Raw genomic sequence first — 24,342 nt, forward strand, 5'->3', positions numbered from 1 at the left:
CACTTACTCCAAAATTTCAGTAATAATACCAGAACCAATAGTTCTACCACCTTCACGAATTGCAAATCTTAACCCTTTATCAATCGCAACTGGCTTATCTAAATTCACTTCGATACTTATATTATCTCCAGGCATTACCATCTCTACCCCATCAGGTAATTTTATATTACCTGTTACATCAGTTGTCCTAACATAAAATTGTGGCTGATAATTTGAAAAAAATGGAGTGTGCCTTCCACCCTCCTCTTTCTTTAATACATATACCTCTGCCTTGAACCCCTTATATGAATGTATCTGTCCAGGTGCACTTAATACCTGTCCCCTCTCTACATCCTCTTTCTTTATACCTCTTAACAATATCCCAGCATTATCCCCCGCCTCACCAGCATCCAAAGCCTTATGAAACATTTCTACACCTGTACATACTGTACTTTGTATATCTCTTAATCCTACTATATCTATCTTGTCCCCTACCTTTATTACTCCTCTCTCTATCCTTCCTGTTACTACTGTCCCTCTCCCGGGTATTGAAAATACATCCTCTATAGACATCAAAAATGGCTTGTCTTTCTCTCTTATTGGTAAATCTATCTTCTCTAAAGCATTCATCAATTCCATTATCTTCTCGCTCCAGACACCATCAGCCGATTCTTCTTCTAATGCCTTGACTGCAGATCCTTTCACTACATCTATATCATCACCAGGATATCCATACTTTGTTAATAACTCTCTTATCTCCATCTCAACTAACGATAGCATCTCTTCATCATCTACTACATCACACTTATTCATCCATACTACTATGTCCTTTACCCCTACCTGCTTCGCTAGCAAAATATGCTCCCTTGTCTGTGGCATCGCACCATCAGTAGCAGATACTACTAATATCGCAGCATCCATTTGAGCTGCCCCTGTGATCATATTCTTTATATAATCAGCATGCCCCGGACAATCTACATGCGCATAATGCCTATTCTCTGTCTCATACTCTACATGTGCTGTTGAAATGGTAATCCCTCTCGCTTTCTCTTCCGGTGCTTTATCTATCTCATCATACTTGACACTCTTATTCCCTTCACCACTTAATCTCTTCGCTAATACTGTCGTTAATGCAGCAGTTAATGTTGTCTTACCATGATCAACATGTCCTATCGTTCCAACATTTATATGCGGCTTCCTTCCATCTACCATAAACAATATACCTTTAACACCATAAAACCATCCCAAATAAAGAGCGGATAGTGGGAATCGAACCCACATAACCAGCTTGGAAGGCTGGCACTCTACCATTGAGTTATACCCGCATTTAACGTGGAGGAGGTAGGATTTGAACCTACGTACACGCTAGTGGGCAGATTTACAGTCTGCTGCCTTTGACCGCTCGGCCACTCCTCCTAAACACACTAACGCTAACCTAAACAATTTTAATTAGCATAAAAAAATAAAAAATGATACCAAAAAATTTAGATTAGAATTGATTTAACTAAATTAAAGATTAAAATATGTCAATACCTAATTATAAAAATCACATTAACAGCTGATATTTATGACTAAGAAAAAAATATGGATCTATGGAAAACATCCTTGTGTTGCTGCATTACAAAATATAAATAGAAAATGTCATGAGCTTTTAGTTACAGAAAATTTTATTAAACATAATAATGGAATACAAAAAATCAGAGAGCTTAGTAAACAAAAAAATATTTACCCAAAACAAGTAAATCTCAATACTATTAACTCAGTACTACCACCTAATAGTAATCACCAAGGCATTGCTTTACAAGTTTCAATAGTCGATACAGTAAGCATAGAGGACGTATTATCTAATATTCCTACAGAGATTTCAACAATAATACTTTTAGATCAGGTAACAGATGTTTATAATGTAGGCTCTATTATTAGATCAGCAGTATGTTTTAATGTACATGCTGTAATTTTACCATACTATAATTCACCATCAGAAAACTGTGGAATGTCAAAAACTTCAAGCGGAGCAATAGATATGATCCCAATAGTATATGTAGTTAATATATCAAATGCTATTCATACACTGAAAAAAGCAGGATATTGGTGTTATGGATTTGATGCAAAACAAGGAGAGCCCTTACACAAAATAAAATTAGATAACAAAAGATTAGTGATTTTTGGATCGGAAAACAAAGGATTACGTACATTAACAAAAGAAAATTGTGATTTTCTATTAAAAATTGCAACATCAGAAAGAATTGATAGCCTTAACGTATCAAACGCTGCTGCTATAGCATTATATTCTATTTTTATACAAAATCATGATTAAATATCGCAACAATTTTGTAATAACAATTGACGGCCCATCTGCTTCAGGTAAAGGGAGTTTAGCAAAACAATTAGCTGAATTATTTAATTTTAAGTATTTAAATACAGGAAAATTGTATAGAATCATTGCTGTATTATTTGGAATAGAAGCACAGTATAATATCAAAATTGATAATGTATTAGAAAATAAAATACTACTATTATTAGAGGATAATAACACGTTATATAATGATGAGAATATAGGTAAAATTGCATCAATTTTAGCAAGATATCAACATATCAGAACTGCATTGTTACCAATACAGCACAAGCTCATTAATTCAGCAAGTCCAGGTATCGTACTCGATGGAAGAGATACATCTTCTGTAATATTCCCTAATGCAGACTTTAAGATATTTATCACAGCACAAACACCTTTAAGAGCACAGAGACGGTTTAAAGAATTGCAACAACAAAAAAAAGAAATGTATAAACAAGTATATAGACACATAATTCAACGAGATATCAGAGATATTTATCGAAAATCTTCTCCACTGATAAAAGTAGAAAACGCTTTATACGTTGACAGCTCTTATATGAATAAAGAAGAAGTATTATCATATATTAAAGAAAAAATAAAAACCTACTTGTAAAGTATAGGAAATAATAATAATATGACTTCATACTGCTTTACTAACTTAATTTTATAGGCTGTGTTTATGGAAAATCTTCAAACAAGTTTAGAATCAGAAAACTACTTACAGAATATCAAAAAAATAAAATCCAACAAATTTATTAGTCATACTTTGGAAACAGAAGGTTATGACAATAATAACGAAGATACAGAGTTCCAGCATGCATTAAAAGAGTTTATGGATAGCAGTGTCAAAGAAGGACAAATAATAGAAGGTACTATAATTTGCATAGACAAAGGATACGTAACAATAGATTCTGGATTAAAGTCTGAAAGTATTATATCACTTAAAGAATTTGAACTTGGTGATGATTATCAAAACATCGGAGTAGGATCAAAAGTAAAACTGTACCTTGAAAAAATGGAAGGCCGTAATGGTAGCGTAGTACTAAGTAGAGAAAAAGCCATTAGGAGTGAATTATGGCAAAAGCTTGAAGAAGCAGCAGAAAATAAAGAAGATGTTGAAGGTGTAATATTTAGCTCAATAAAATGTGGATATACAGTCGATATTAAAGGTGTAGTAGCATTCTTACCAGCAAGTCATGTAGCACTAAGACAAGTCAAGGATATTACCCCATTATTAGGTAAAAAACAAAAGTTTCGTATACTTAAAATGGATAAGAAACAAGGCAATATAGTCGTCTCAAGAAAGGCTATACTTGAAGAATCTCTTGCAGATGCTAAGAGTCTATATTTAAGCCAGTTAAATGAAGGAGATATTATTGAAGGTAAAGTTAAGAGTATTACTAAGTATGGTGTATTCATAGAAATACATGAATCACCTTCAGTAGGTGTAGTAGATGGATTATTACATATCACAGATATATCATGGAGTCGTGTAAATCATCCATCAGCTGTCTTTTCATGTGGTCAAACAGTAAGGACTAAAATAATAAAGATTGATCGTGAAAATAAAAAAATCTCACTCGGCGTAAAACAATTAGAAGAAAGTCCATGGTCTAATATCGAGAAAAAATATCCTGTTGATAGTGTTCATAAAGGTATTGTAACAAGTATAGAAGAATATGGTATATTTGTTGAATTAGAAGTAGGGATAGAAGGTTTAGTCCATGTATCTGAAGTTAGTTGGACAAAAAGTTCCCTTCCAATAAATCAATTATTTATGAGAGGTGAAGAAATACAAGTTAAAGTATTAAGTATCGACACAGCAAAAAGCCGTATGAGCCTTAGTATGAAAAGATGTCAAGACAATCCATGGGAAGCATTTACATTGAAATATCCTCTAGGATCCATTGTTTTAACAAAAGTTAAAAATATAACAAATCTTGGTATATTTGTTTCATTTCAAGATGAAACATTGAACAGTGGAATTGAAGGGTTAATCCGTATTACAGAATTAAGCTGGTCATTACCACCAGAAGCAGCAGTAAAAAAATACAGTATTGGTGATTCTATAGAAGCAAAGATACTTATGATCAATACAAATAAAAGCAAAATTGATTTAGGAATAAAACAGTTGGAATATGATCCTTTCCTTGATCTATTAAAAAGAACTAATTTAGGAGATAAAATACCAGTTACTGTTACTAAGGTAGTTGAAGATACTGGTATATTAGTTGATGTATTCAATGGTTCCAATAGTTTTAATCTCTTAATTGAGCAAGAATATTTGCCTGATAACAAAAAGTTCTTCCCAGGAGATAAGTTAGAAGCTGAAGTATTGTTGATTGAAACATATAATATGATATTGTCTTTAAAATAGGATTAATTTATGTCTGACCATCAGTTACTTAAAATAGAAATGTTAAATTCTAAGTTAAAGTTATGGCGTACTTTAACGTTTCTTGTGGTTTTCTTAATGTTGATATTAAGTAACTATGTTGACACATCAAGTGTTAGTAATTTCCTAGATAATGAATATATTGCCAAAGTAAACATAGAAGGCAAAATTGAAACTAATGAGGAGATGGATAAATTACTAAAAAAAATTGCTAAGGACACTCACATTAAAGGATTAATACTCAATATAAATAGTCCAGGTGGTGCAGTTACTGGTAGTGAAATTTTATACCAAAACATTCGTAATGTTTCAAAGTATAAGCCAGTAGTTGCATTATTAAATGATTTTGCAGCATCAGGTGGATACATGACAGCAATTGCTGCAGATTACATAATAGCTCGTCATACTACTATTACAGGTTCAATTGGAGTATTAATGCAATACTTTGGAGTAGACCAGTTAGCAAAAAAGTTAGGCATTACTTTGAAATCTATTAAATCTTCTCAACTAAAAGCAGCAACATCTCCTTTTGAAGAACTGACACAAGAAAAAGAACAATCTGTACGTCATATAATCAATGACTCATATAACTATTTTGTTGATATAGTAGCAGAACGTAGAAAAATGACAAAAGAACAGGTATTAGCAATAGCAGATGGAAGTATATATACAGGGTCTGAAGCATTAGCAATAGGCTTAGTAGATCAAATTGGTGGTGAAGATGAAGCACTAAAATGGTTCAGTTCCCAAAATGTTAAAACACAAAAAATTAATACTCTACCAATTAGAGAGCATAAATCTGTACTTGGAAATATAAACTCACTTATATCCCAATTAGTTTATTATTATATTAGCAAATAGTTATGTTAAAATCACATCTAATTCAACATATATCTAAAAAAAATCCTTCTCTAAGTGAGGATATAGTATCTAGAATATTGCATACTTTTTTTTCATTAATTGTAGAGTATTTAAAAGATAATCATAGAGTTGAGCTTAGAGGGTTTGGAGCTTTTACTGTACGTACATATAACATTAAAACTGCTAACACAAGGTTGACAAAAAATAAGTATCAAAAAGTTTACTTTAGGCCAAGTAACAAGTTTATCAAGCTTATTAATCAATAGGTGTGCTATATTGTAATAATTATATGGTTTACTATGGATCAAACAAATAGTTTTTCTAATTCAGAAATTCAGCAGAGTTTAGACCAAGCATTTGATAACTTGGAAAATTTATTAAAAGAGAAATTAAGCAATAATAATAACACATTACAAAATAATGAAACAATAGCACTACTTAATGTAGAAAAAAATCAACTAAATCAACAGCTCCTAGAAAAAATAAATGAATGCAATAATTGGAAAGTAACGTGTAACGAGGTAATTAATAGATTAAACACAGCAATAGAAGGTATAAGGTCTATCTTAAATAAGGAGCAAGCAGGTGAATAATCATAATACACAAATTATTGAAATTATCATCAGAAGCAATACCTATAGAATAGCTTGTAATAAAACAGAAGAAACACATTTACTTAAATTAGCTGAGCAGTTCAATTCATTAGTTAATTCAATTTCAACTGCAGAAAAAGGTAAAGGATCTGATGCTTTAATATTTTTATTAGCAGGTCTAACGCTAGCAGATGAGAAAAATGAGTTAAAAACACAATTAAAAAAAGTAAAAGATGAAATGTTAATGTATAAGAAACATTTTGATGATTATTTACAGGTAAAAAATGATGTAAATAATTTATTATCTCACACCTTAGCAAGAATAGAAAAGTTAGTTCAATACTTAGAATCTTATTAACTACTAAGGTTTTCAATATTTTATATATTATAAAATACACACTTATTAAATAGTATACTTTATCAAAAAAATAAATTATAATTTCTATTTTATTAATTATCGCTAGTATTTATTTATGTTATCCTCAACATTAAAATCAAGAATTGACTTATCAAACATACCACTAAAAGTTAAGAACTCTATATTATGTGGAATAAAAGGATTCCTCATATGCAATTTAGCAGCATTTACTACTCTGCAACAATATATCTACATTAAACTTCATAAAAATGATGTCCCATCTGAAATACTACTCACCCATATTACAGGAAAACAAAACGCACAATATGCTACTAGACATAATCTAATACCATTTGCAGAAGCAGCAACTGTTATGCCTCTCGTATTTATATCAGCTTATTATCTTGCTAAATATGGAATAATTCCTAATACAAATCCGCTCAATATGCATATGATATGCTTAGCTATTTGTCTAGCTATCATGATAATAATTTGTATAAGTTTAAGAATACTAAAAATCAGAAAAGATTGTTGCTCTTATATAGAACATCCAATATATAGAGACCATACTACAACAACATCTAGCCTTTTTGTTAATTTTAAAGGCAATTCTTTGGTATTTCAATCAAAAAATACACACAAAAATCCTACTTATTATACATCTGGATATTATATTATAAATTTCCTTTTTTCCGTACTAACTACCCCACTAAAACTAGTAATAGCACTTTTAGAACTCCTTTTGTTCTGTGTAACAATACTAGAACTTCCATTAAGCTTAATATTTGATACAGTAATTTTAATACATAACAAAATAAAAAATATTAACCAAAAAGAAACAGAATCATTCCATCAAGAAACCTACAAAATAAATTATCATTACTCAAAAGAAACTACAAACAAAGCATTTAGTTTTTTATATGCAGGAATCCGGGATTTAATAGTAACATTGAGTATTGGATTATTAGGATTTGAATATATTACACCTACCAATGGTGAACATCCAAGATCTTTAATATCATATATCGATCAAGTATTTACAACACAAGCTAAAAAATCAGAAGATATACCTAACACAGACAAAGAGGAATAAAAAACTAGTAGTTGTATGTCAGATGCTAGTACAGAAAGTGTAAGATCTTGCTGTAAAAAAAAGTGTTGTTAGGAATTATAATATATATTCATACAGAAAAATAGTTAGTATAATACTTATTCTTTATACTTATAAAAGTAGAATTGTTGTTATTTCTATATACTCTAATGATATAGTACTACTAATTGCATGTAATACTATTAAGTTATACACTTAAACAACCAACCATGTAGCTTATACTATTTTCTTTTAAGTGACAAACAGTAATTGTTTCTGTCCTATAAAGCTCTAACATTATTACTAACATAAAAAAATTCTGTATTACATCTTTTAATAGGATGTAATAGATGATGCAACTAGATAGAACCATTTCCCCAAATATTACACATACAAAACTTGTATGTCAGGAAACAAGATACTTTTTTATATTTTCACTAAAACATAATTTTTTTAGATAAGAACAAGTACACACTTAATAACAGGAAATAGAGATATTAATAGTCACATAAAAAATCTTCTATATTACATCTTTGATATAAATGCAATAGGTGATAATATTTTTAACTAAATAGAACCATTTCCCCAAAGTATTACACATACAAAACTTGTATGTCAGGAAACAAGATATTTTTTTATATTTTCACTAAAACATAATTTTTTTAGATAAGAAAAAGTACACACTTAATAAAATTATACCTCATTCATTTTTCTGAAATAGGATTCATAAAAAATAAAAATATTACACATAATCCATAATATGCTTACTAATATTGTACAAAGCATAATCCAGGTAACAATTACACTTATAACTTGCACATATTACATATATTTTAATATCAATTAGCAAAAATTATATACTCACACAATAAACATATTAGTATTTCTTCATTCATTAGTTTCTTATACATAATACAATACCATGTATCCTAAAATTGCATATATATAACTGCTATACCCATACTTACACTCCAGAAATTATATAAATAATGAAATCAGTATAATCGAATTCCACAGAGTTATATAAACAGCAATATTTTATAAATTATATCATTATTAATACAATTCACAAAAAACAGTACTCATGCTAATAACTTATTATGTTCCTAATATATCAAAATCAAAATATATAATTCTATTTAAACAATGTGTAACTGACTATATTTCACTTGATAGCTAGCACATCACATGTTACTTTCAAGGATTACATAGAACCAACAAACATTACATGTCAAGAATAGCAGTAGTATTATTTAACTTAGGTGGACCACAATCACTATCTGAAGTAAAATCATTTTTATTCAATTTATTCTACGATAAAAATATCATAAATTTACCAAATCCACTACGATTTATTATTGCTACATTAATTTCACACTTTAGGAATAAAACAGCAACTAAAATATATCAATATCTAGACGGCAAATCCCCTATATTAGAAGCAACAAAAACACAAGCTACCTTACTTGAAAACGTATTAAATAAGCACAATAACAACCAATACAAAGTCTTCATATTTATGAGATACTCTAATCCTTCAGTAAAGGAGACAATTAAACATGTTAATGAATATAATCCAAATAGAATAATTTTACTCCCACTATATCCACACTATTCATTAACAACTACATTTTCAGCCATCCAACATTGGAATAAATATACTAAGACAGAAAATCTTGCAATTCCTACCACCACTATTTGTTCATACTACCACAATGAACACTATATAAAAGCACAGTGCAAACTTATAACAGAAAAATACTATGAAGCATGTATCTACGGATTACCAAGAATTCTATTTTCAGCACATAGCTTACCATTAAGTATAATACAACGTGGTGATCCTTACTTATATCAGATTGAACATAGTGTATATTTAATTGTAAAGTTTCTTAATATACCATCATTAGACTATAAAATTTGTTATCAAAGCAAGGTTGGACCTGTTAAGTGGTTAGAACCCAGTACATTATCAGAAATTAATAAAGCAATACAAAATAACACACCAATAGTATTAGTACCTATATCATTCGTATCAGAAAATTCTGAAACTCTCGTAGAACTAGATATTGAATATAAGTCAACAGTACCAGAAAATATGTTTTTTAGAGTACCAACATTAAGTGAAAACGAAGGCTATATCAAGTGCTTAGAAGAAATGTGCATATAAAATCATTATTAACAGAAAATACTATTCAAACTAACAAGTTTTACTAAATTATATACACAACAAAAAACTCATATGCTTTTTTACATAAAAAATAGGTCTATAATATTGAAAAGCTTTCATAGTGATTGATATTTATTTAGTAATTTATTTTACAACACTAATATTTGAGCTGCTAAATTTATAAAACTCTTAACCAATTTATAACATCTTTTCTAAAATTTATATTATCAATCTAACCTAACACATAAAAGACACATTCACCTAAATATATATTTTAACAAAATTTAACCAAAATATCAGATTATTCAATTATTAAGATTACATAAATACACACAATTTAAGTCTGTGCTTTCTACAAATAACTATATTAACAAGATAAAAAAAATACAACTATCTAAAGCATCTATATAATATTAGTCTAACACTATTAGATAATAAATCTCCCACTCAATATATCAAAGAGTTCTTCATAAATGAAAGCTTCACAAATTACACAAACATATAACAATACACTTTCAGGTCGCTATACTATAAAAATATTAGTTTACTTAATTATTAGAACTATAGGAATAATACAAATACACACAACTTTAACCTATAGTCTTCTATAAATAAGAGTATCAAAAGTATATACAATAACAACTATCTGTGCATCATAATATGAGAACTCATGGATACCTTATATCCAATAATAAAATTCAGATCAGTACATTTAAACATTTGCTATAAAATAAACATATTAAACATCAAAAATGATTACCTAGCAGTATCATAATATGATTTAGATCTCATTTCGATTAAACGTGAGATTGTACGTTGAAAATCTATAGGAACATCACACAAATAATACAATGATTGAGGTTCTGCAGCTAAAGAACAAAAAATTCTTGTCTTACTTTCATATAACTCATCAACTAAAATAGTAAATCTTTTCATTTCATTATGATTATAGAAATTAAAAATAGGCACTCCAGCAATAAATATCACTGAAAAATTACGAACTATCTCCTGATAGTCAGAAACCCATAAAGGTTGGCCACACAGTTCATGAAAATCAAACCATGCAATCTCACCACATACCTTACTTACTTTAATATCTCGTCCTAAAACATACAACTTTACAGACTTCACTTCTTTATTATTTACCATCTTAATAAACAGATTTGATAAACTATCATAAGAATGATCACCTATAAAATATATATCCTCTACTCCTAAATCTTTTACAGTCCGGTAATCTTGTTTTCCAGATAAATGTACAATATGCATTCTATCCATTATTAATGATATAGCAGGTTCAAAAGATTCCCTTTGTATTCCATCTTGATAAAGATCAATAGGAGCATAATTTGAAGTCATCATTACAACAATTTTCTGCTCAAAAATAATCGAAAACAGCTTATATAATATCATGGCATCACAAATATCATGTACCTGAATTTCATCTAAAAACAATAAATCCACATTATAGCACATTGTTTTTGCAACTTTATAAAGTGGATCTTTTATATAAGATGATCTATATTCGTGTAATAAAGAATGTATTTCCTTCATGAACTGATTAAAATGTTGTCTTTTTTTATTCTCTATACCACAAACATTGTAATATAGGTCTGTAACCATGGACTTACCCCTTCCAACTTTACCATGTACATATACACCAACCTTTTTCAACCTCCTTTTTATTGGAAGAAAAGAACAAACATTTTGTACAGTAAGATAAGGTAAAAATTTTTCTAGTAAATTAACTTGTTGCTCATCATAAGTAATTTTACCACTATCTACCATAGAATAATAAGTAGTAAAAACTTCATTTTTTTTTCTATTCATAAAATAAATATTTTTTAAGGCAACTTATTAGACAAACTATTTTTATATTTCCAATATTTTATTCTATATTTAGAATAAACAAAATCTCAACTTGCAGATTATTTAACAGCAAAATTGAAAGTTATACAAGTTGAGATTTCTAACAATTGACAGAGAACTTATAAGTAATTACACTCTTTTAAAATAATATTGATATAGCCATATCCTACGGTACATTATCCATATTACTTCATCAAACACCTTGCTAAATAAAAGTTACACCAATTTAGATTTCAACAGCAAAAAGAAAATTAGCAAATTAATCAATGTTTCCTAAACAATATTACTAATATTCTGCATAATTATTATTCATCAAACACCTTGCTAAATAAAAGTTACACCAGTTTAGATTTCAATAACAATAAAGAATAATTAGCAAGTTAATCAATGTTTCCTAAACAATATTACTGATATTCTACATCATTATTATTCATCAAACACCTTACTAAATAAAAGCTACATCAATTTAGATTTCAACAACAATAAAGAATAATTAGCAAGTTAATTAATGTTTCCCTAAATAATATTACTGATATTCTACATCATTATTATTCATCAAACACCTTACTAAATAAAAGTTACATCAATTTAGATTTCAACAACAATAAAGAATAATGAGCAAGTTAATTAATGTTTCCCTAAACAATATTACTAATATTCTGCATAATTATTATTCATCAAACACCTTACTAAATAAAAGTTACACCAATTTAGATTTCAACAACAATAAAGAATAATTAGCAAGTTAATTAATGTTTCCCTAAACAATATTACTAATATTCTGCATAATTATTATTCATCAAACACCTTACTAAATAAAAGTTACATCAATTTAGATTTCAACAACAATAAAGAATAATTAGCAAGTTAATCAATGTTTCCTAAATAATATTACTGATATTCTACATCATTATTATTCATCAAACACCTTACTAAATAAAAGTTACATCAATTTAGATTTCAACAATCCATACATAAAGTCAATTATTAGATTCTTTTTAAATAACATTGATATATAGGACATCATAGTACTATTTACAAAACATATTACTTAACAAAAAACATACATTCAAACAATCTATAGAGGGATTAATAAATAATTACACAGTAATAAAATTTTATATCAGGACATTCTAGTTTAGTATTCTCAAATACTTTACCAGAAGTACAACTTAATAAAGTATTTAATAAGCACCAAACTTACATATTTCATAAATATATAAAAAATATAACACACATAGCATTACTTACACTATCAACATTAACAATAAATAGCTCATAATAAAAATAAATGCTTATATTATTACTTATAAAACTTTCAGTAATTTGTTCCTTTTAATGGTTAAACATGACAATTTATAGAACAATTCGTCATAAGGTAATCATTTGAACTGTTACCAACTATAACACACTTAGTAAATATACATCTAATAACACACCTATCTTTTTTCTATGTTTTCATACATAAATTCCTTATAAAATAATTTTTAAATTTATTGAATTACATCTTATAATCAACTAATAGAATTCATAAATAACACATTTAAAAAAAATCTTCTTACATACTTAACTTTAAAATCCTATAAACATGTTATCAGGTAAAAAACTTTCTTCCTTAATACCTATAATACTTTTACCTACACCATCGCGTTTATTAATAATGCACCTTTTAACCTTACGTATATTAACCTTAGATAACATATGAATAGGAAAATCTACAACACAAAACTAGCAGCTATAGAACAAAAAAACAAAAGAGATTCTTATGAATATATTATTTTTATACACTATATCTTAACAAACTTACATAATTCTCATAATTAAGAAATACGCTAAACATTTTAGATAAACTACCTATGCATACATAAATTACTTGAATTGAAATATAATTACTAACATGAAAGTCTAGGATAACAAATGCTTAATAAAATTACTTTCCATCTATAATATAGACAAATACAAAATTATAATTCTACAACAAAAAAACTAAACATCTCAACTTACTACACACTATGCATGCAATAACACAAACCATAATTCAAATAACTATACACTCATTCTAAAAATCAGTTACACTTATTTGAGTATAATATTACTTTTGCATATACAAAAACTACATGAGAGAAAGTACAAAATAAATAATAACAAAGACCAAAACAATAACACTTAATAAAATCAACATCTGCCCTTACATAGACAAACATAAAATTATAATTCTACCGTTAAAAAACATGAATATTCTAATTGACACGATAACAAACTTATTATGAATACCAGACTACTATATAAGTTTTCAGAATATTATTAACATATACTATCTTATTTACAGATAACATTATTTATAAAATAAACAGGTAACCAATACATGAGAAATATACTCAATAATCAAATCTCAACTTGCAGATTATTTTAAACAGCAAAATTGAAAGTTATACAGGTTGAGATCTTCTCTACTTGACCTTTTAAGCGTCCATTTATTTACTGTTTGATATAATTCTCTTTGCCTTAGTTTGTACAGTTACAGCACTATAACCAGCAAAATGACAAACAGTAACAAAATCTTCTGAGTAATCATTAAACCAATTATTAGCTTTTATTTTCTCAATCTTATTTTCCATCCTTTTATAATTAGATGTTGAATCAATAATTGCTTGAAGTATTACTGCCTTCCATATTGCTTGGTAAGACATATACTCTTCTGACAGCTCACTATCGTATACATAATCTACATCATTATATATACCATGATATTCATAAAGATTTAATGTATCATAATTCATAATTAACCTATAGTATAAAAAATATTGTTATTCAAATCTTAGGAAAAATAAAAAGCAAGAATTGGATATAGCATTTATGATTGCTATTCTTTAGGAAAAATAATTAACAACTTAAAATAATCTAAAAAATTTTCACTATAATTATAAACAGTGATAAAACTTCATTAAGTTATAGTATAACCTAACCTATTGTTTATTTATGACAAATACACAATATACATTACTATCAATCATGAATAATAGTTATAGAAAAACATTTTCAATTAATTGATAATAGATAAATACATAATAAATATACCTATTTTTATATATAATAAAATAATTATACAACATATATACTATCAGGCTGATCATATTTTATGATATAAAAGACAAATTTTTCATATATGCAAGATATCATATATAAATTTAATACCATTCTGTCTTTTTTATGTACATCAAGAAAGATATTTCTACTATATAAAAACAAAATTTTTAGTTTTTACAGTTGTAGTATATCATAAGTTATACTTGGATTATTCAACATTAAGAAAATTACATATATAACTCATTACTTTTTAATCTTAGTTTTTTAAGTCTTTATAAGATTAAGCAATGCATATACATATATCAATAAATAAAAACATTGCTATGTACTCAATATTCCACATCAATATACGTATTAACTTTTCTTATTATTATCAAGATATTATTTATTAATATGTCATATATAAAACATTGAAATACATATACTAAATTTTACAACTAAAAACCCAACATCAAAATTAGATGATAATTCTTTTTACACTATAAAAACAATAGTACATATCTACTTCTATATCCAATTAACTATGATTACTTAACAAACCAATACACATACTTTGTAAATATCATATATCATTACATACCAATAGCAGGCAAATACCATAGAATTTATCAATTCAATTTTTTATTCATCAGATAAACCAATATGATATTTTATCCATAATAACATTACATATTATAAATACTAGTTACAACTTTTGTTATCATTATATAAAAACAAATAAATACTCTATACAAATTTTCACAACTATAAGAAGATATTTTGCCCACAATTCTTAAAAAAAAGGCCTCCACCTTTTTATACTATTAAGCATTATTCTATATTAAGAGTAGGCTGAGCACCTTGCTCTGAAATCAGAGACACTAACAGATTATTTATCAACTTAACTTTTTGTTCATCAGATAAATTAATTTGATATTTTAACTCAAAATGTGTTAATATTTCATCCACCATAGTAATAGCATTTCGCACTATGTATCCTCTAGCATTAGTAATAGCTTTTGCTTGTTGTCTTCTTAACATAAGCTGTGCTATTTCAGAAGAATAAGCTAAATGTGCAATACGAGCATCTTCTATAATAATTCCCACAACATCTAATCTACTTTGTAATATATCACGCAGCTTAGATGATATTTGCATAGAATTATTACGCAAAGACTCACTATCATCTTCAGCATCATATGGGTAGCTACCAGCTAACTCCCTGACTGCAGTTTCACTTTGAATATTAATAAACTCCTGATAATCACCTACATTAAGACACGCTTTTGCAGGACTAACTACTTTCCAGACAATTACAGCAGCTATTTCTATTGGATTTCCATTAAAATCATTCACTTTAATTTTACTTGTATTAATATTTCGAACTTTTAATGAGATTGTTCTCATACGCACAAATGGAACAGTCCAGAAAAACCCTGATTGAAATATAGTACCAATATAATTCCCAAAAAATTCAACAACCTTAGCTTCATTTGGATTGTTTACAAAAAAACCACTCGGAATAATTACTGTAGAAACCAACGCAATTAAAGACATTGGTAACACAACTATAAAATTCCCATAATATATGCCAGAAAATAATAACAAGACATAAATAATCGTAGAAAATATTATTGATAAACCACTAACATATGCTAGATTTTTATCACTAAATTCTTTAGCATTCACAACAACTCCATAAATCAACTACCTACTAGAAAACCTCATAGACAAAATAACAAACACCCAATCATAAACAACCATTATTTCACTATTAAGATCTTACAATTAATTCAACAATACAAAATTATATAAAAGATAAAATACTTTGTTATTTATATATACTAAAATAAACACATAAAATTATATTGTTTAGTAATACACATGATAAAATTAGAATTAAAAAATATTATTATCAAATTGACCAAGTAGTATTAATTGCTACATAGTATAACAAAAATAACAACAGTACTATAAAATCATTTATTGTTTTACTTATATACTAATCAGTAAATTTATAAATATTTCATCTACTAACATATAACTTGAGTATTTTAATAAATAATCCACCTATAATTTATATAGTAACAGAATAGATTTACAAAATTAAAAAAGTATTTTCACATTATTTATTTTAACTAAGATATCAACTTTCCACAACTAATAAGAGCTATCTATTCAAAATAAACACCACAATTGTTTACTACCACCATGTACATTATTTTGTATTACTATCTAATGATCATATACCTACAATAAAATTAATAATATTATTTACTTATAAACAGTACTTCTCACAGTTAACAATGGCTATTATATGAAAAATAGTATTATACACTTAACAGGAAAAAATATCTTAATAATCCTATTATTCAGTATATTATATAACTATTTAACATATATAGTATTACCATTAAAACTAGCAATATTATATCTTTTACTTAATATAAAAAGTCACAACTTACAATTACGAAATCTTACTTTAGAATAGAACTACCAAATACACCTACTTTTGAATCATTAGATATAGAAATAGCAGACTCTATTTTATAATATAAAAAAATGACATAATATGCTTAAACTTAACTAATAAATATTACAATACTATTTAGCATATATTACTACTCAATATAACACATATCACTCAGCTAGCAACGTTATGATTTTTTACTGATATTAAGCTTTCATATATAAAATAAAAAAAATAGAACTATGCACTTAACAAAGAAATAAGGCATTCAGTATAAATAAAATGTACATAATATATTTCACATTATGCAATATCTAAGAATGCAATAACCTACAACCTGACATCAAATATTCAATCAATAACATAAACAATCATATGTACAAGTATTACAATAAGTAATTTACTATAACAACTATTAATTTGTAATTGATGTATAAATAAAGTAATAAATAACTATATAGTAGGAATCAGTAATAACATCTATTAGCAAGTTACCTAATTTTTTGTTACACATATATACAACTACTAACAAATAACAATTTTACTAATAATGTCCTACATACAAACAGTTATAACTAACATTTACAGTTTTTAGTAACCCATAATATAAATACTAACGCTGCATTGTCATAATAGCACGTGCTATATCATACCTGCTATTTTTCATAGCTATACTGATAGGAGTATCATTATTATAGTTGGCAACATTAGAATCAACACCTACTGATAGAAGAAATCTTACTATATCTAACTTTCCATATCTTACAGCATAAGTTAACAAAGTATCACCAAGTCCTACAGTACGTATTTGAGATGATACAACAGGCAAACCAATATCTAGTTCTTCAAGCTTATTAAGCAAAATACGTAAACCAGAAACATTATTAGTTATTATACAGTAAAAAAGTTGAGTACTATAATCTTTCACAGTATACAATTTTGGTAAATGATTATTCATTTCATCATATTCACCTTTTTCAATCTCTGGCATAGGATTCCTAGCAAATGGCCACTTATATGAAAAATTTGCTGTTTGTACCTCATTTACTGATTCACCATTAGTTTTTTTTTATCATCAACTTTTTCTGTATTATCTTTCTTTTTTGGATGTTTCTTATCTTGTTCTTTCTTTACACTATCACTTGCATTAGTATTCTCAGATTTAAGTATACTCTCATCATATTTTTCATTATCTTCAATATCTTCTTCATCTTGCAAATCTTCTCCTGTAATATCATCACTTAGCTCATCAGAATCATCATCTTGTTCTAAATAATCTTCATCATCAACTTCATCATCATACGAGTTATCATTCTGAGGAAATACATGATCCTTTGTATCCTGATCTCTCATATCAAAAGAATTATCATCAGGATGCAAAGCATATGCAATACCAGATGTAGCATTAACAAAACTTACTAACACCATCATTAAAAACAATTTTTTCATAAAAAAGTACCCACCAAATTACCTGTTGTGACAGAATATACTATTATAAATATAATTTTTCATTAACATGAATAAATTTAAAAATATTAGTAATTATATACTATATAAAGAATATTGCAACTGAACTTCTTTATTCTTTTACATAAATACTAGAATCACTAATAAAGAAAAAATACTAGGTATGAGCAAATAGAGTACTTTACCTACTTAATAATACATAACTTAAGACAATATTTTACATAAGATTACGAAATATAATTAAACATCAAAAACAGAAATATATTTTTAATAATGAGTGATAAATAAAATAGGATAATTAAGAAATAACATTAGTACTACCAAATTAACTTTTACAACTATGTAAAAGTTAGGATCATACCATATACTCACCATTCATCCTTAAGCACGCATATAACAAAACTCATACTTTTAAAAAACACCACTTACATACTTTTTATTATCAAAACCTTCTCCAGTAACTTGAAGACCAGTAGTACTTCCATAACCTTCTTCTTCATTTTGATTACTTTCAACGTTGTCATGATCATAATCATCCTGCATTACATTTTCAGCATTACTGTTTTGTTTATTATTCCTAGAATGTACATCACATGCAATACCAACTTTAACACTAATAAAGCTAACTAACACTATAAATAAAAATAACTTTTTCATAAAAACCTCATCATTTAATAAAAACAAACTACAATAAAGTATGAGTTTTGATTAATATTATAGATTTTAGGACACTACTAATTATACACTATAATGAGAAATATTACAACCAATACGTTTGACTCTTTGATATGGATCTCAGCATCAGCTGGAACTGGAAAAACCAGGATATTAGTCAATAGAGTACTAAAATTATTAATCACAGGTCATCAAAATATACTTTGTCTCACATTTACAAATGCAGCTGCATATGAAATGACAGAACGTATACATTCAACCTTAAGTGCTTGGACAACATTAACAGATACAGAGCTTAAAACAGACCTACAAGAAATTATTCACAGTAATATAACAGTTCAAGAATTACATCAAGCAAGAAGACTATTTAACAGTATACATAACATATCACTTTCAATAAAAACTATACATAGTTTTTGCTACCAACTAATCTCCGCATTTCCTATAGAAGCTGGAATCTCTCCAAATTGTATAGTGAAAGATTTATCAGAATCCTTTCCAAAAATTTTTTATAAAACACTAAATGATGTAACAATAAAACATAACATATCTGCTATCTCCTCTGAGATCACAGAAAAAACACTCTACGATTTATTATACAAATTACTAAGTAACCAAGACTATAATCCAAACCAAGAGTTAATATATCATAAACTAAACTGTAATATAACACAGATAAAAAAATTGCCCAATATTAACCAAAGTAATTTAATATTTCTTATAAAAGCTTTAAGTAAAGGAAGTACAAGAGATCAAAAAATCAGCAATAAATTAACTGCATGGATGAATTTATCTGAAAAGTATAAAATAGCAAAATTAAATGAATATACAAAAATATTTATCAACTCAACATCTTTAGAAAAAAAATCTATATCATCAATAATAACAAAAAAAACTTTAAATGACTTCCCTCAAATAGAAAAAATAATTATAGATATACAAGAAGAAGTATTAGAGTTTACCAACACTTTTTATGCTAATAAAATAGCAGAACGAACTGTACATTTAACTGAAATCGCAAAATGCTTCACAAAACTATACCAGCAGAATAAACAAAGATTAAACTACTTAGATCATGATGATGTAATTAACTTAGCACTAAAACTACTTATAAATCCACACTATAAGGATTGGATACTCTTTCATCTAGATAGTAAAATAGATCACGTATTAGTCGATGAATCACAAGACAATAGCATAAAACAATGGCAGATCATTTCTGAATTATGTCAAGATTTCTTTACAGGTATTGGAACAACAGAAGAAACAAAAACATTATTCATTGTAGGAGATATAAAACAATCAATATATAGCTTTCAAAATGCTAGACCAGACTACTTTAAACCCATGTGCAACTACTTCGCACAAAAAAGCAATCAATACAAAATACTATATCTTAAACAATCATTCAGATCTACAGCACCCATTTTAAAATTAGTGGACAAAATATTTAATAATTTTCGGCAAGAAATATCTTTTACCACAGAAGCAATACATCATGAAATTTTTCGAAAACATGACCCAGGATATTTAGAAATATGGCCTATATTTCATACTGAAAACAATAAGTATAATTTTCTAGAAAATACAGATCACAAAATCACCCCTAATACAAATCTATTACTTGCATCAACTATTGCTAATAAAATTCACACATGGATAAAAAATCAAAGAATTCTACCAGCAAAACAGCGCACCATAAGTGCCGGAGACATCTTAATATTGGTACGACACCGTACATCTTTTATAGACCATATGATTACAGAGCTAAAAAAACTTAACATTCCAACACTAGAACGAGATAAATTTAAAGTTATGGATAGTATAATAATTCAAGATCTTGTCAATTTAGGAGAATTTCTTTTATTACCAGAAAATGATTTAGCATTAGCAGGATTATTAAAATCACCAATATTTGAATTCACTGAAGAACAAATATTTAACTTAGCATACAATAGAAACAATTTACATTTATGGGAAGTATTACAATTAAAATTTAGTTACATATCAGACTACCTGAAACAACTAATTAATATATCACAAACTCATAACCCATTAGATACATATAATTATATTATATCACAGCATAAACATAAATTTATAAAACGTTTAGGTCAATCCAATATAGAGGAGATCATAGGAGAATTTATTAATCTATTAATAAAATTCGAGCTAGATCATATTAACTCATTACAAGCATTCATACATTGGATAAAAAATACTAATCCAGAAATAAAAAGTGATATCAATCACACAAAAAATTATATTAAAATCATGACAATACACAATGCAAAAGGAATGCAATCACCTATAGTATTCCTTACTGATACCACAACTATCCCAAAAAATGATCTTCAATTAATATTCGATACAGAAAATACACCATTCTGGTGCCGTAACGATACTCATGACTTCTGCGAAAAACTAAAAACCCAACAAAAAATTAATGAATATAACGAATATTTAAGATTACTATATGTAGCAATGACTAGAGCTGAAGATGAATTATATATAACTGGTACACCACCAATACAAAGTAAATCATGGTACAATATAATATACAGTATCAGTGGTACATATAAAAAAAAATACATTGACCTACAACCTTTAACAAAAGAAAAAGCAGAAGTATTATATTTAGATGAATAATTTTTAAACATTAATACTGTACTGCAACTAACTACACATGAGACCAATTATACAGCACAATTAATTAAGCATTAGTTATACACTCATAATCTACAACCATTTCAAAAAGCAGAAGTTTTCTTAGATAAATAACTATTAAATATTAATAACTGCACTACAACTAACTATGTGTAATATCAATTTATACAGTACAATTAATGCCGCTCTAGTTATACACTAATGATCTACAACCATTTCAAAAAGCAGAAGTTTTTTTAGATAAATAACTATTAAATATTAATACTGTACCATAACTAGCTACATATAAGACCAATTATACAGTACAATCAGTGTAGTACTAATTATACACTCATGATCTACAACTATTTCAAAAAGCAGGAGTTTTTTTAGATAAATAACTATTAAATATTAATACTGTACCACAACTAGCTACATATAAGACCAATTATACAGTACAATTAATGCCGCTCTAGTTATACACTAATGATCTACAACTATTTCAAAAAGCAGAAGTTTTCTTAGATAAATAACTATTAAATATTAATAACTGCACTACAACTAACTATGTGTAATATCAATTTATACAGTATAATCAATGCAGTACTAATTATACACTAATGATCTACAACTATTTTAAAAAGCAGAAGTTTTTTTTAGATAAATAATTTAAAATATTAATACTATTTAGTAAGCAGCATATTTTATGCTGCTATTCATATAAACATAAAACAATAACATATATATAAGATAAGTCATATCATAGTATATTAAATTATACAGTACAATTACAGAACACTAATTATACATCCAATTTTAACCATAAAAAAAGTAGAAGTGTTATGTTTAAATGAATAAATCTTAAACTCAGCAATCAGTGATTTTTCCCTATCTATAATATATTGATACTTTTTACAAATAAAATTGTAATACTAAATAAACAGCATATGTTTTAAATTACCATATACTTACATTACATATAAAATATTATAAAACATATCTACTTCACATACAGCCCTTTACTAAAAGATAAGAAAAAATACTGTATGATCATTAATCTACCTTAAAAATTACCTAACAACAGTAACTTTTGTTCTGTTCTTTATACACGGTAGAATAATACAAAACCACCAACCTACAATAAGATCACATTTGAACCAGTAAGGTTTCTTTTTTCTAAATCTTGATGTGCAGTAATTATATCATCAAATCTATATATTTTATTTATATTAACTTTTATATGACCTTTTCTCATTACTTCAAAAAGTTCCATAGCTGTCATAGACAAATCAAAACTTGAACGCTTATAGTGAAATATTAAAGGAGCAGTAAAAAATAATGATCTTGAACTCATCATAGAAGCACTAATATTTACAAGAGGACCAGATATCTGACCATAGGAGATATAAATACCAAAAAGACCTAGTGACTCAAAAGATACTTTACCTACTAATGCTCCTATAGGATCATACACAACATTAACACCAGCTCCATTTGTAATTTCCATGACCTGCTTGACAAAACTTTCACTATTAGAATTTACAATATATGAACATCCAGAACGCAGAGCAATATTAGCTCTATCATCAGAACTAGTAACACCTATAACTTTAGAACCTTTATAACTAGCCCATTGACATAATATTTGCCCTACACCACCTGTAGCTCCATGTACTAATGCAAAACTCTTAGGTCGCGTGCTGTAAACTACATGTGTCAAATAATGAGCTGTCATCCCCTTAAATAACACTGCAGCTGCAATTTGGTCAGTTATATCATCAGGTATTTTAACTAGATATTTTTGATTTATAATCCTCTTTTCAGAATACGCTCCTCCAGATACAGTACAATAACCTACTCTATCTCCTATATTAAAAACCTCAACATTTTTCCCTAATTTTTCTATAATCCCGACTGCCTCACTTCCCAAAACAGCAGGAAATTTTTTAATTTTGCGTGTACCATTACAACATTCGAGATCATAACGATTTAACCCAATAGCAGTATGTTTGATCAACACCTCATCATCTTTTGGTTCATTCACATTACAATCAACATATTTTAAAACTTCAACACCACCAGTCTTATCAATAACAACAGCTTTTACCATAATACTACATAATTTATAAAAAATATCTCACTTATCTACCAATAGCAAGCTAACCTAAAATTACAACATATTCTTTAAATTTAGACTAATTTATACCAAATAATAAGCAATTTCTCCAAAACATCATTAATAAACACACACCTACAAGATAGCAGGACATAATATTAACTTCTATATATTTTTCAAAAATTAAAATATATATTAAATTAGAAAAAAAGTACTTACACTTAAACCATAATTCAGCTATATACATTCAAA

At 27.2% G+C, this 24,342-nt stretch carries 19 protein-coding genes and 2 tRNA genes; 10 read left to right on the forward strand and 11 right to left on the reverse strand.

From position 1 onward, the window contains the following. Window positions 1–3 precede the first annotated feature (3 nt). The 3 genes from tuf to ERUM_RS03315 form a co-directional block, all read right to left on the reverse strand. Window positions 4–1,191: an elongation factor Tu gene (tuf, locus tag ERUM_RS03305; RefSeq protein WP_011154850.1), complete on the reverse strand. Its 1,188-nt coding sequence runs from the start codon at window positions 1,189–1,191 to the stop codon at window positions 4–6. A 42-nt stretch (window positions 1,192–1,233) separates the two neighbouring features. Then, window positions 1,234–1,304: transfer RNA gene (locus ERUM_RS03310), tRNA-Gly, on the reverse strand. An 8-nt stretch (window positions 1,305–1,312) separates the two neighbouring features. Continuing rightward, window positions 1,313–1,395, reverse strand: a tRNA-Tyr gene (locus ERUM_RS03315). Between the two features lie 151 nt (window positions 1,396–1,546). Between ERUM_RS03315 and rlmB the strand changes: the two genes are divergently transcribed. The 9 genes from rlmB (at window position 1,547) to hemH (ending at window position 9,781) form a co-directional block, all read left to right on the forward strand. Continuing rightward, the gene (rlmB, locus tag ERUM_RS03320; protein WP_011155291.1) at window positions 1,547–2,296 is read left to right on the forward strand and encodes a 23S rRNA (guanosine(2251)-2'-O)-methyltransferase RlmB; all 750 of its coding nucleotides are present in this window, start codon (window positions 1,547–1,549) and stop codon (window positions 2,294–2,296) included. Further along, a complete protein-coding gene (gene cmk / locus ERUM_RS03325) occupies window positions 2,289–2,927 on the forward strand; it encodes a (d)CMP kinase (protein WP_011155292.1) in 639 nt (212 codons plus the stop codon). The genes rlmB and cmk overlap by 8 nt, the downstream gene beginning before the upstream one ends. Before the next feature lie 66 nt (window positions 2,928–2,993). Next, the gene (locus ERUM_RS03330; protein ID WP_011155293.1) at window positions 2,994–4,691 is read left to right on the forward strand and encodes a 30S ribosomal protein S1; all 1,698 of its coding nucleotides are present in this window, start codon (window positions 2,994–2,996) and stop codon (window positions 4,689–4,691) included. A gap of 9 nt (window positions 4,692–4,700) precedes the next feature. After that, the gene (gene sppA / locus ERUM_RS03335) at window positions 4,701–5,570 is read left to right on the forward strand and encodes a signal peptide peptidase SppA (protein WP_011155294.1); all 870 of its coding nucleotides are present in this window, start codon (window positions 4,701–4,703) and stop codon (window positions 5,568–5,570) included. A gap of 2 nt (window positions 5,571–5,572) precedes the next feature. Next, complete coding sequence (locus ERUM_RS03340; protein WP_011155295.1) at window positions 5,573–5,836, forward strand: HU family DNA-binding protein; 264 nt, start codon at window positions 5,573–5,575, stop codon at window positions 5,834–5,836. A gap of 33 nt (window positions 5,837–5,869) precedes the next feature. Further along, complete coding sequence (locus ERUM_RS03345) at window positions 5,870–6,163, forward strand: DUF4164 domain-containing protein (RefSeq protein ID WP_011155296.1); 294 nt, start codon at window positions 5,870–5,872, stop codon at window positions 6,161–6,163. After that, on the forward strand, window positions 6,156–6,521 hold the full coding sequence (locus ERUM_RS03350) for a cell division protein ZapA (protein ID WP_011155297.1): 366 nt from the start codon (window positions 6,156–6,158) through the stop codon (window positions 6,519–6,521). The genes ERUM_RS03345 and ERUM_RS03350 overlap by 8 nt, the downstream gene beginning before the upstream one ends. Before the next feature lie 115 nt (window positions 6,522–6,636). Continuing rightward, a complete protein-coding gene (locus ERUM_RS03355; protein ID WP_011155298.1) occupies window positions 6,637–7,614 on the forward strand; it encodes a hypothetical protein in 978 nt (325 codons plus the stop codon). Between the two features lie 1,225 nt (window positions 7,615–8,839). Continuing rightward, complete coding sequence (gene hemH, locus ERUM_RS03360) at window positions 8,840–9,781, forward strand: ferrochelatase (RefSeq protein ID WP_011155299.1); 942 nt, start codon at window positions 8,840–8,842, stop codon at window positions 9,779–9,781. 756 nt (window positions 9,782–10,537) lie between these two features. On the opposite strand, the gene zapE is transcribed toward hemH, so the two are convergent. The 7 genes from zapE to ERUM_RS03390 all read right to left on the reverse strand — a co-directional run bounded on the left by zapE (window position 10,538) and on the right by ERUM_RS03390 (window position 19,310). Continuing rightward, window positions 10,538–11,611, reverse strand: coding sequence for a cell division protein ZapE (gene zapE / locus ERUM_RS03365; RefSeq protein WP_011155300.1), 1,074 nt, complete (start codon window positions 11,609–11,611; stop codon window positions 10,538–10,540). Window positions 11,612–13,222: 1,611 nt separating this feature from the next. Next, window positions 13,223–13,351: a hypothetical protein gene (locus ERUM_RS05195; protein ID WP_258010944.1), complete on the reverse strand. Its 129-nt coding sequence runs from the start codon at window positions 13,349–13,351 to the stop codon at window positions 13,223–13,225. A 773-nt stretch (window positions 13,352–14,124) separates the two neighbouring features. Next, window positions 14,125–14,430 (reverse strand): hypothetical protein, encoded by a 306-nt coding sequence (locus tag ERUM_RS03370; RefSeq protein ID WP_011155301.1) that lies wholly within the window; start codon window positions 14,428–14,430, stop codon window positions 14,125–14,127. 1,117 nt (window positions 14,431–15,547) lie between these two features. Continuing rightward, a complete protein-coding gene (locus ERUM_RS03375) occupies window positions 15,548–16,405 on the reverse strand; it encodes an SPFH domain-containing protein (RefSeq protein WP_011155302.1) in 858 nt (285 codons plus the stop codon). 1,394 nt (window positions 16,406–17,799) lie between these two features. Next, on the reverse strand, window positions 17,800–18,177 hold the full coding sequence (locus tag ERUM_RS03380) for an ankyrin repeat domain-containing protein (RefSeq protein WP_011155303.1): 378 nt from the start codon (window positions 18,175–18,177) through the stop codon (window positions 17,800–17,802). 53 nt (window positions 18,178–18,230) lie between these two features. After that, window positions 18,231–18,635 carry a hypothetical protein gene (locus ERUM_RS03385; protein ID WP_011155304.1) on the reverse strand — a complete coding sequence of 135 codons (405 nt, stop codon included), beginning with the start codon at window positions 18,633–18,635 and terminating at the stop codon, window positions 18,231–18,233. A 429-nt stretch (window positions 18,636–19,064) separates the two neighbouring features. Continuing rightward, the gene (locus ERUM_RS03390) at window positions 19,065–19,310 is read right to left on the reverse strand and encodes a hypothetical protein (RefSeq protein WP_011155305.1); all 246 of its coding nucleotides are present in this window, start codon (window positions 19,308–19,310) and stop codon (window positions 19,065–19,067) included. 93 nt (window positions 19,311–19,403) lie between these two features. Between ERUM_RS03390 and ERUM_RS03395 the strand changes: the two genes are divergently transcribed. After that, complete coding sequence (locus ERUM_RS03395) at window positions 19,404–21,977, forward strand: UvrD-helicase domain-containing protein (protein WP_011155306.1); 2,574 nt, start codon at window positions 19,404–19,406, stop codon at window positions 21,975–21,977. Window positions 21,978–23,109: 1,132 nt separating this feature from the next. Here the strand turns inward: ERUM_RS03395 and ERUM_RS03400 are convergent. Continuing rightward, window positions 23,110–24,084, reverse strand: coding sequence for a quinone oxidoreductase family protein (locus ERUM_RS03400; protein WP_011155307.1), 975 nt, complete (start codon window positions 24,082–24,084; stop codon window positions 23,110–23,112). Between the last annotated feature and the right edge of the window lie 258 nt (window positions 24,085–24,342).

The sequence above is a fragment of the Ehrlichia ruminantium str. Welgevonden genome (genome assembly GCF_000026005.1).
In the GTDB taxonomy this organism is placed as follows: domain Bacteria; phylum Pseudomonadota; class Alphaproteobacteria; order Rickettsiales; family Anaplasmataceae; genus Ehrlichia; species Ehrlichia ruminantium.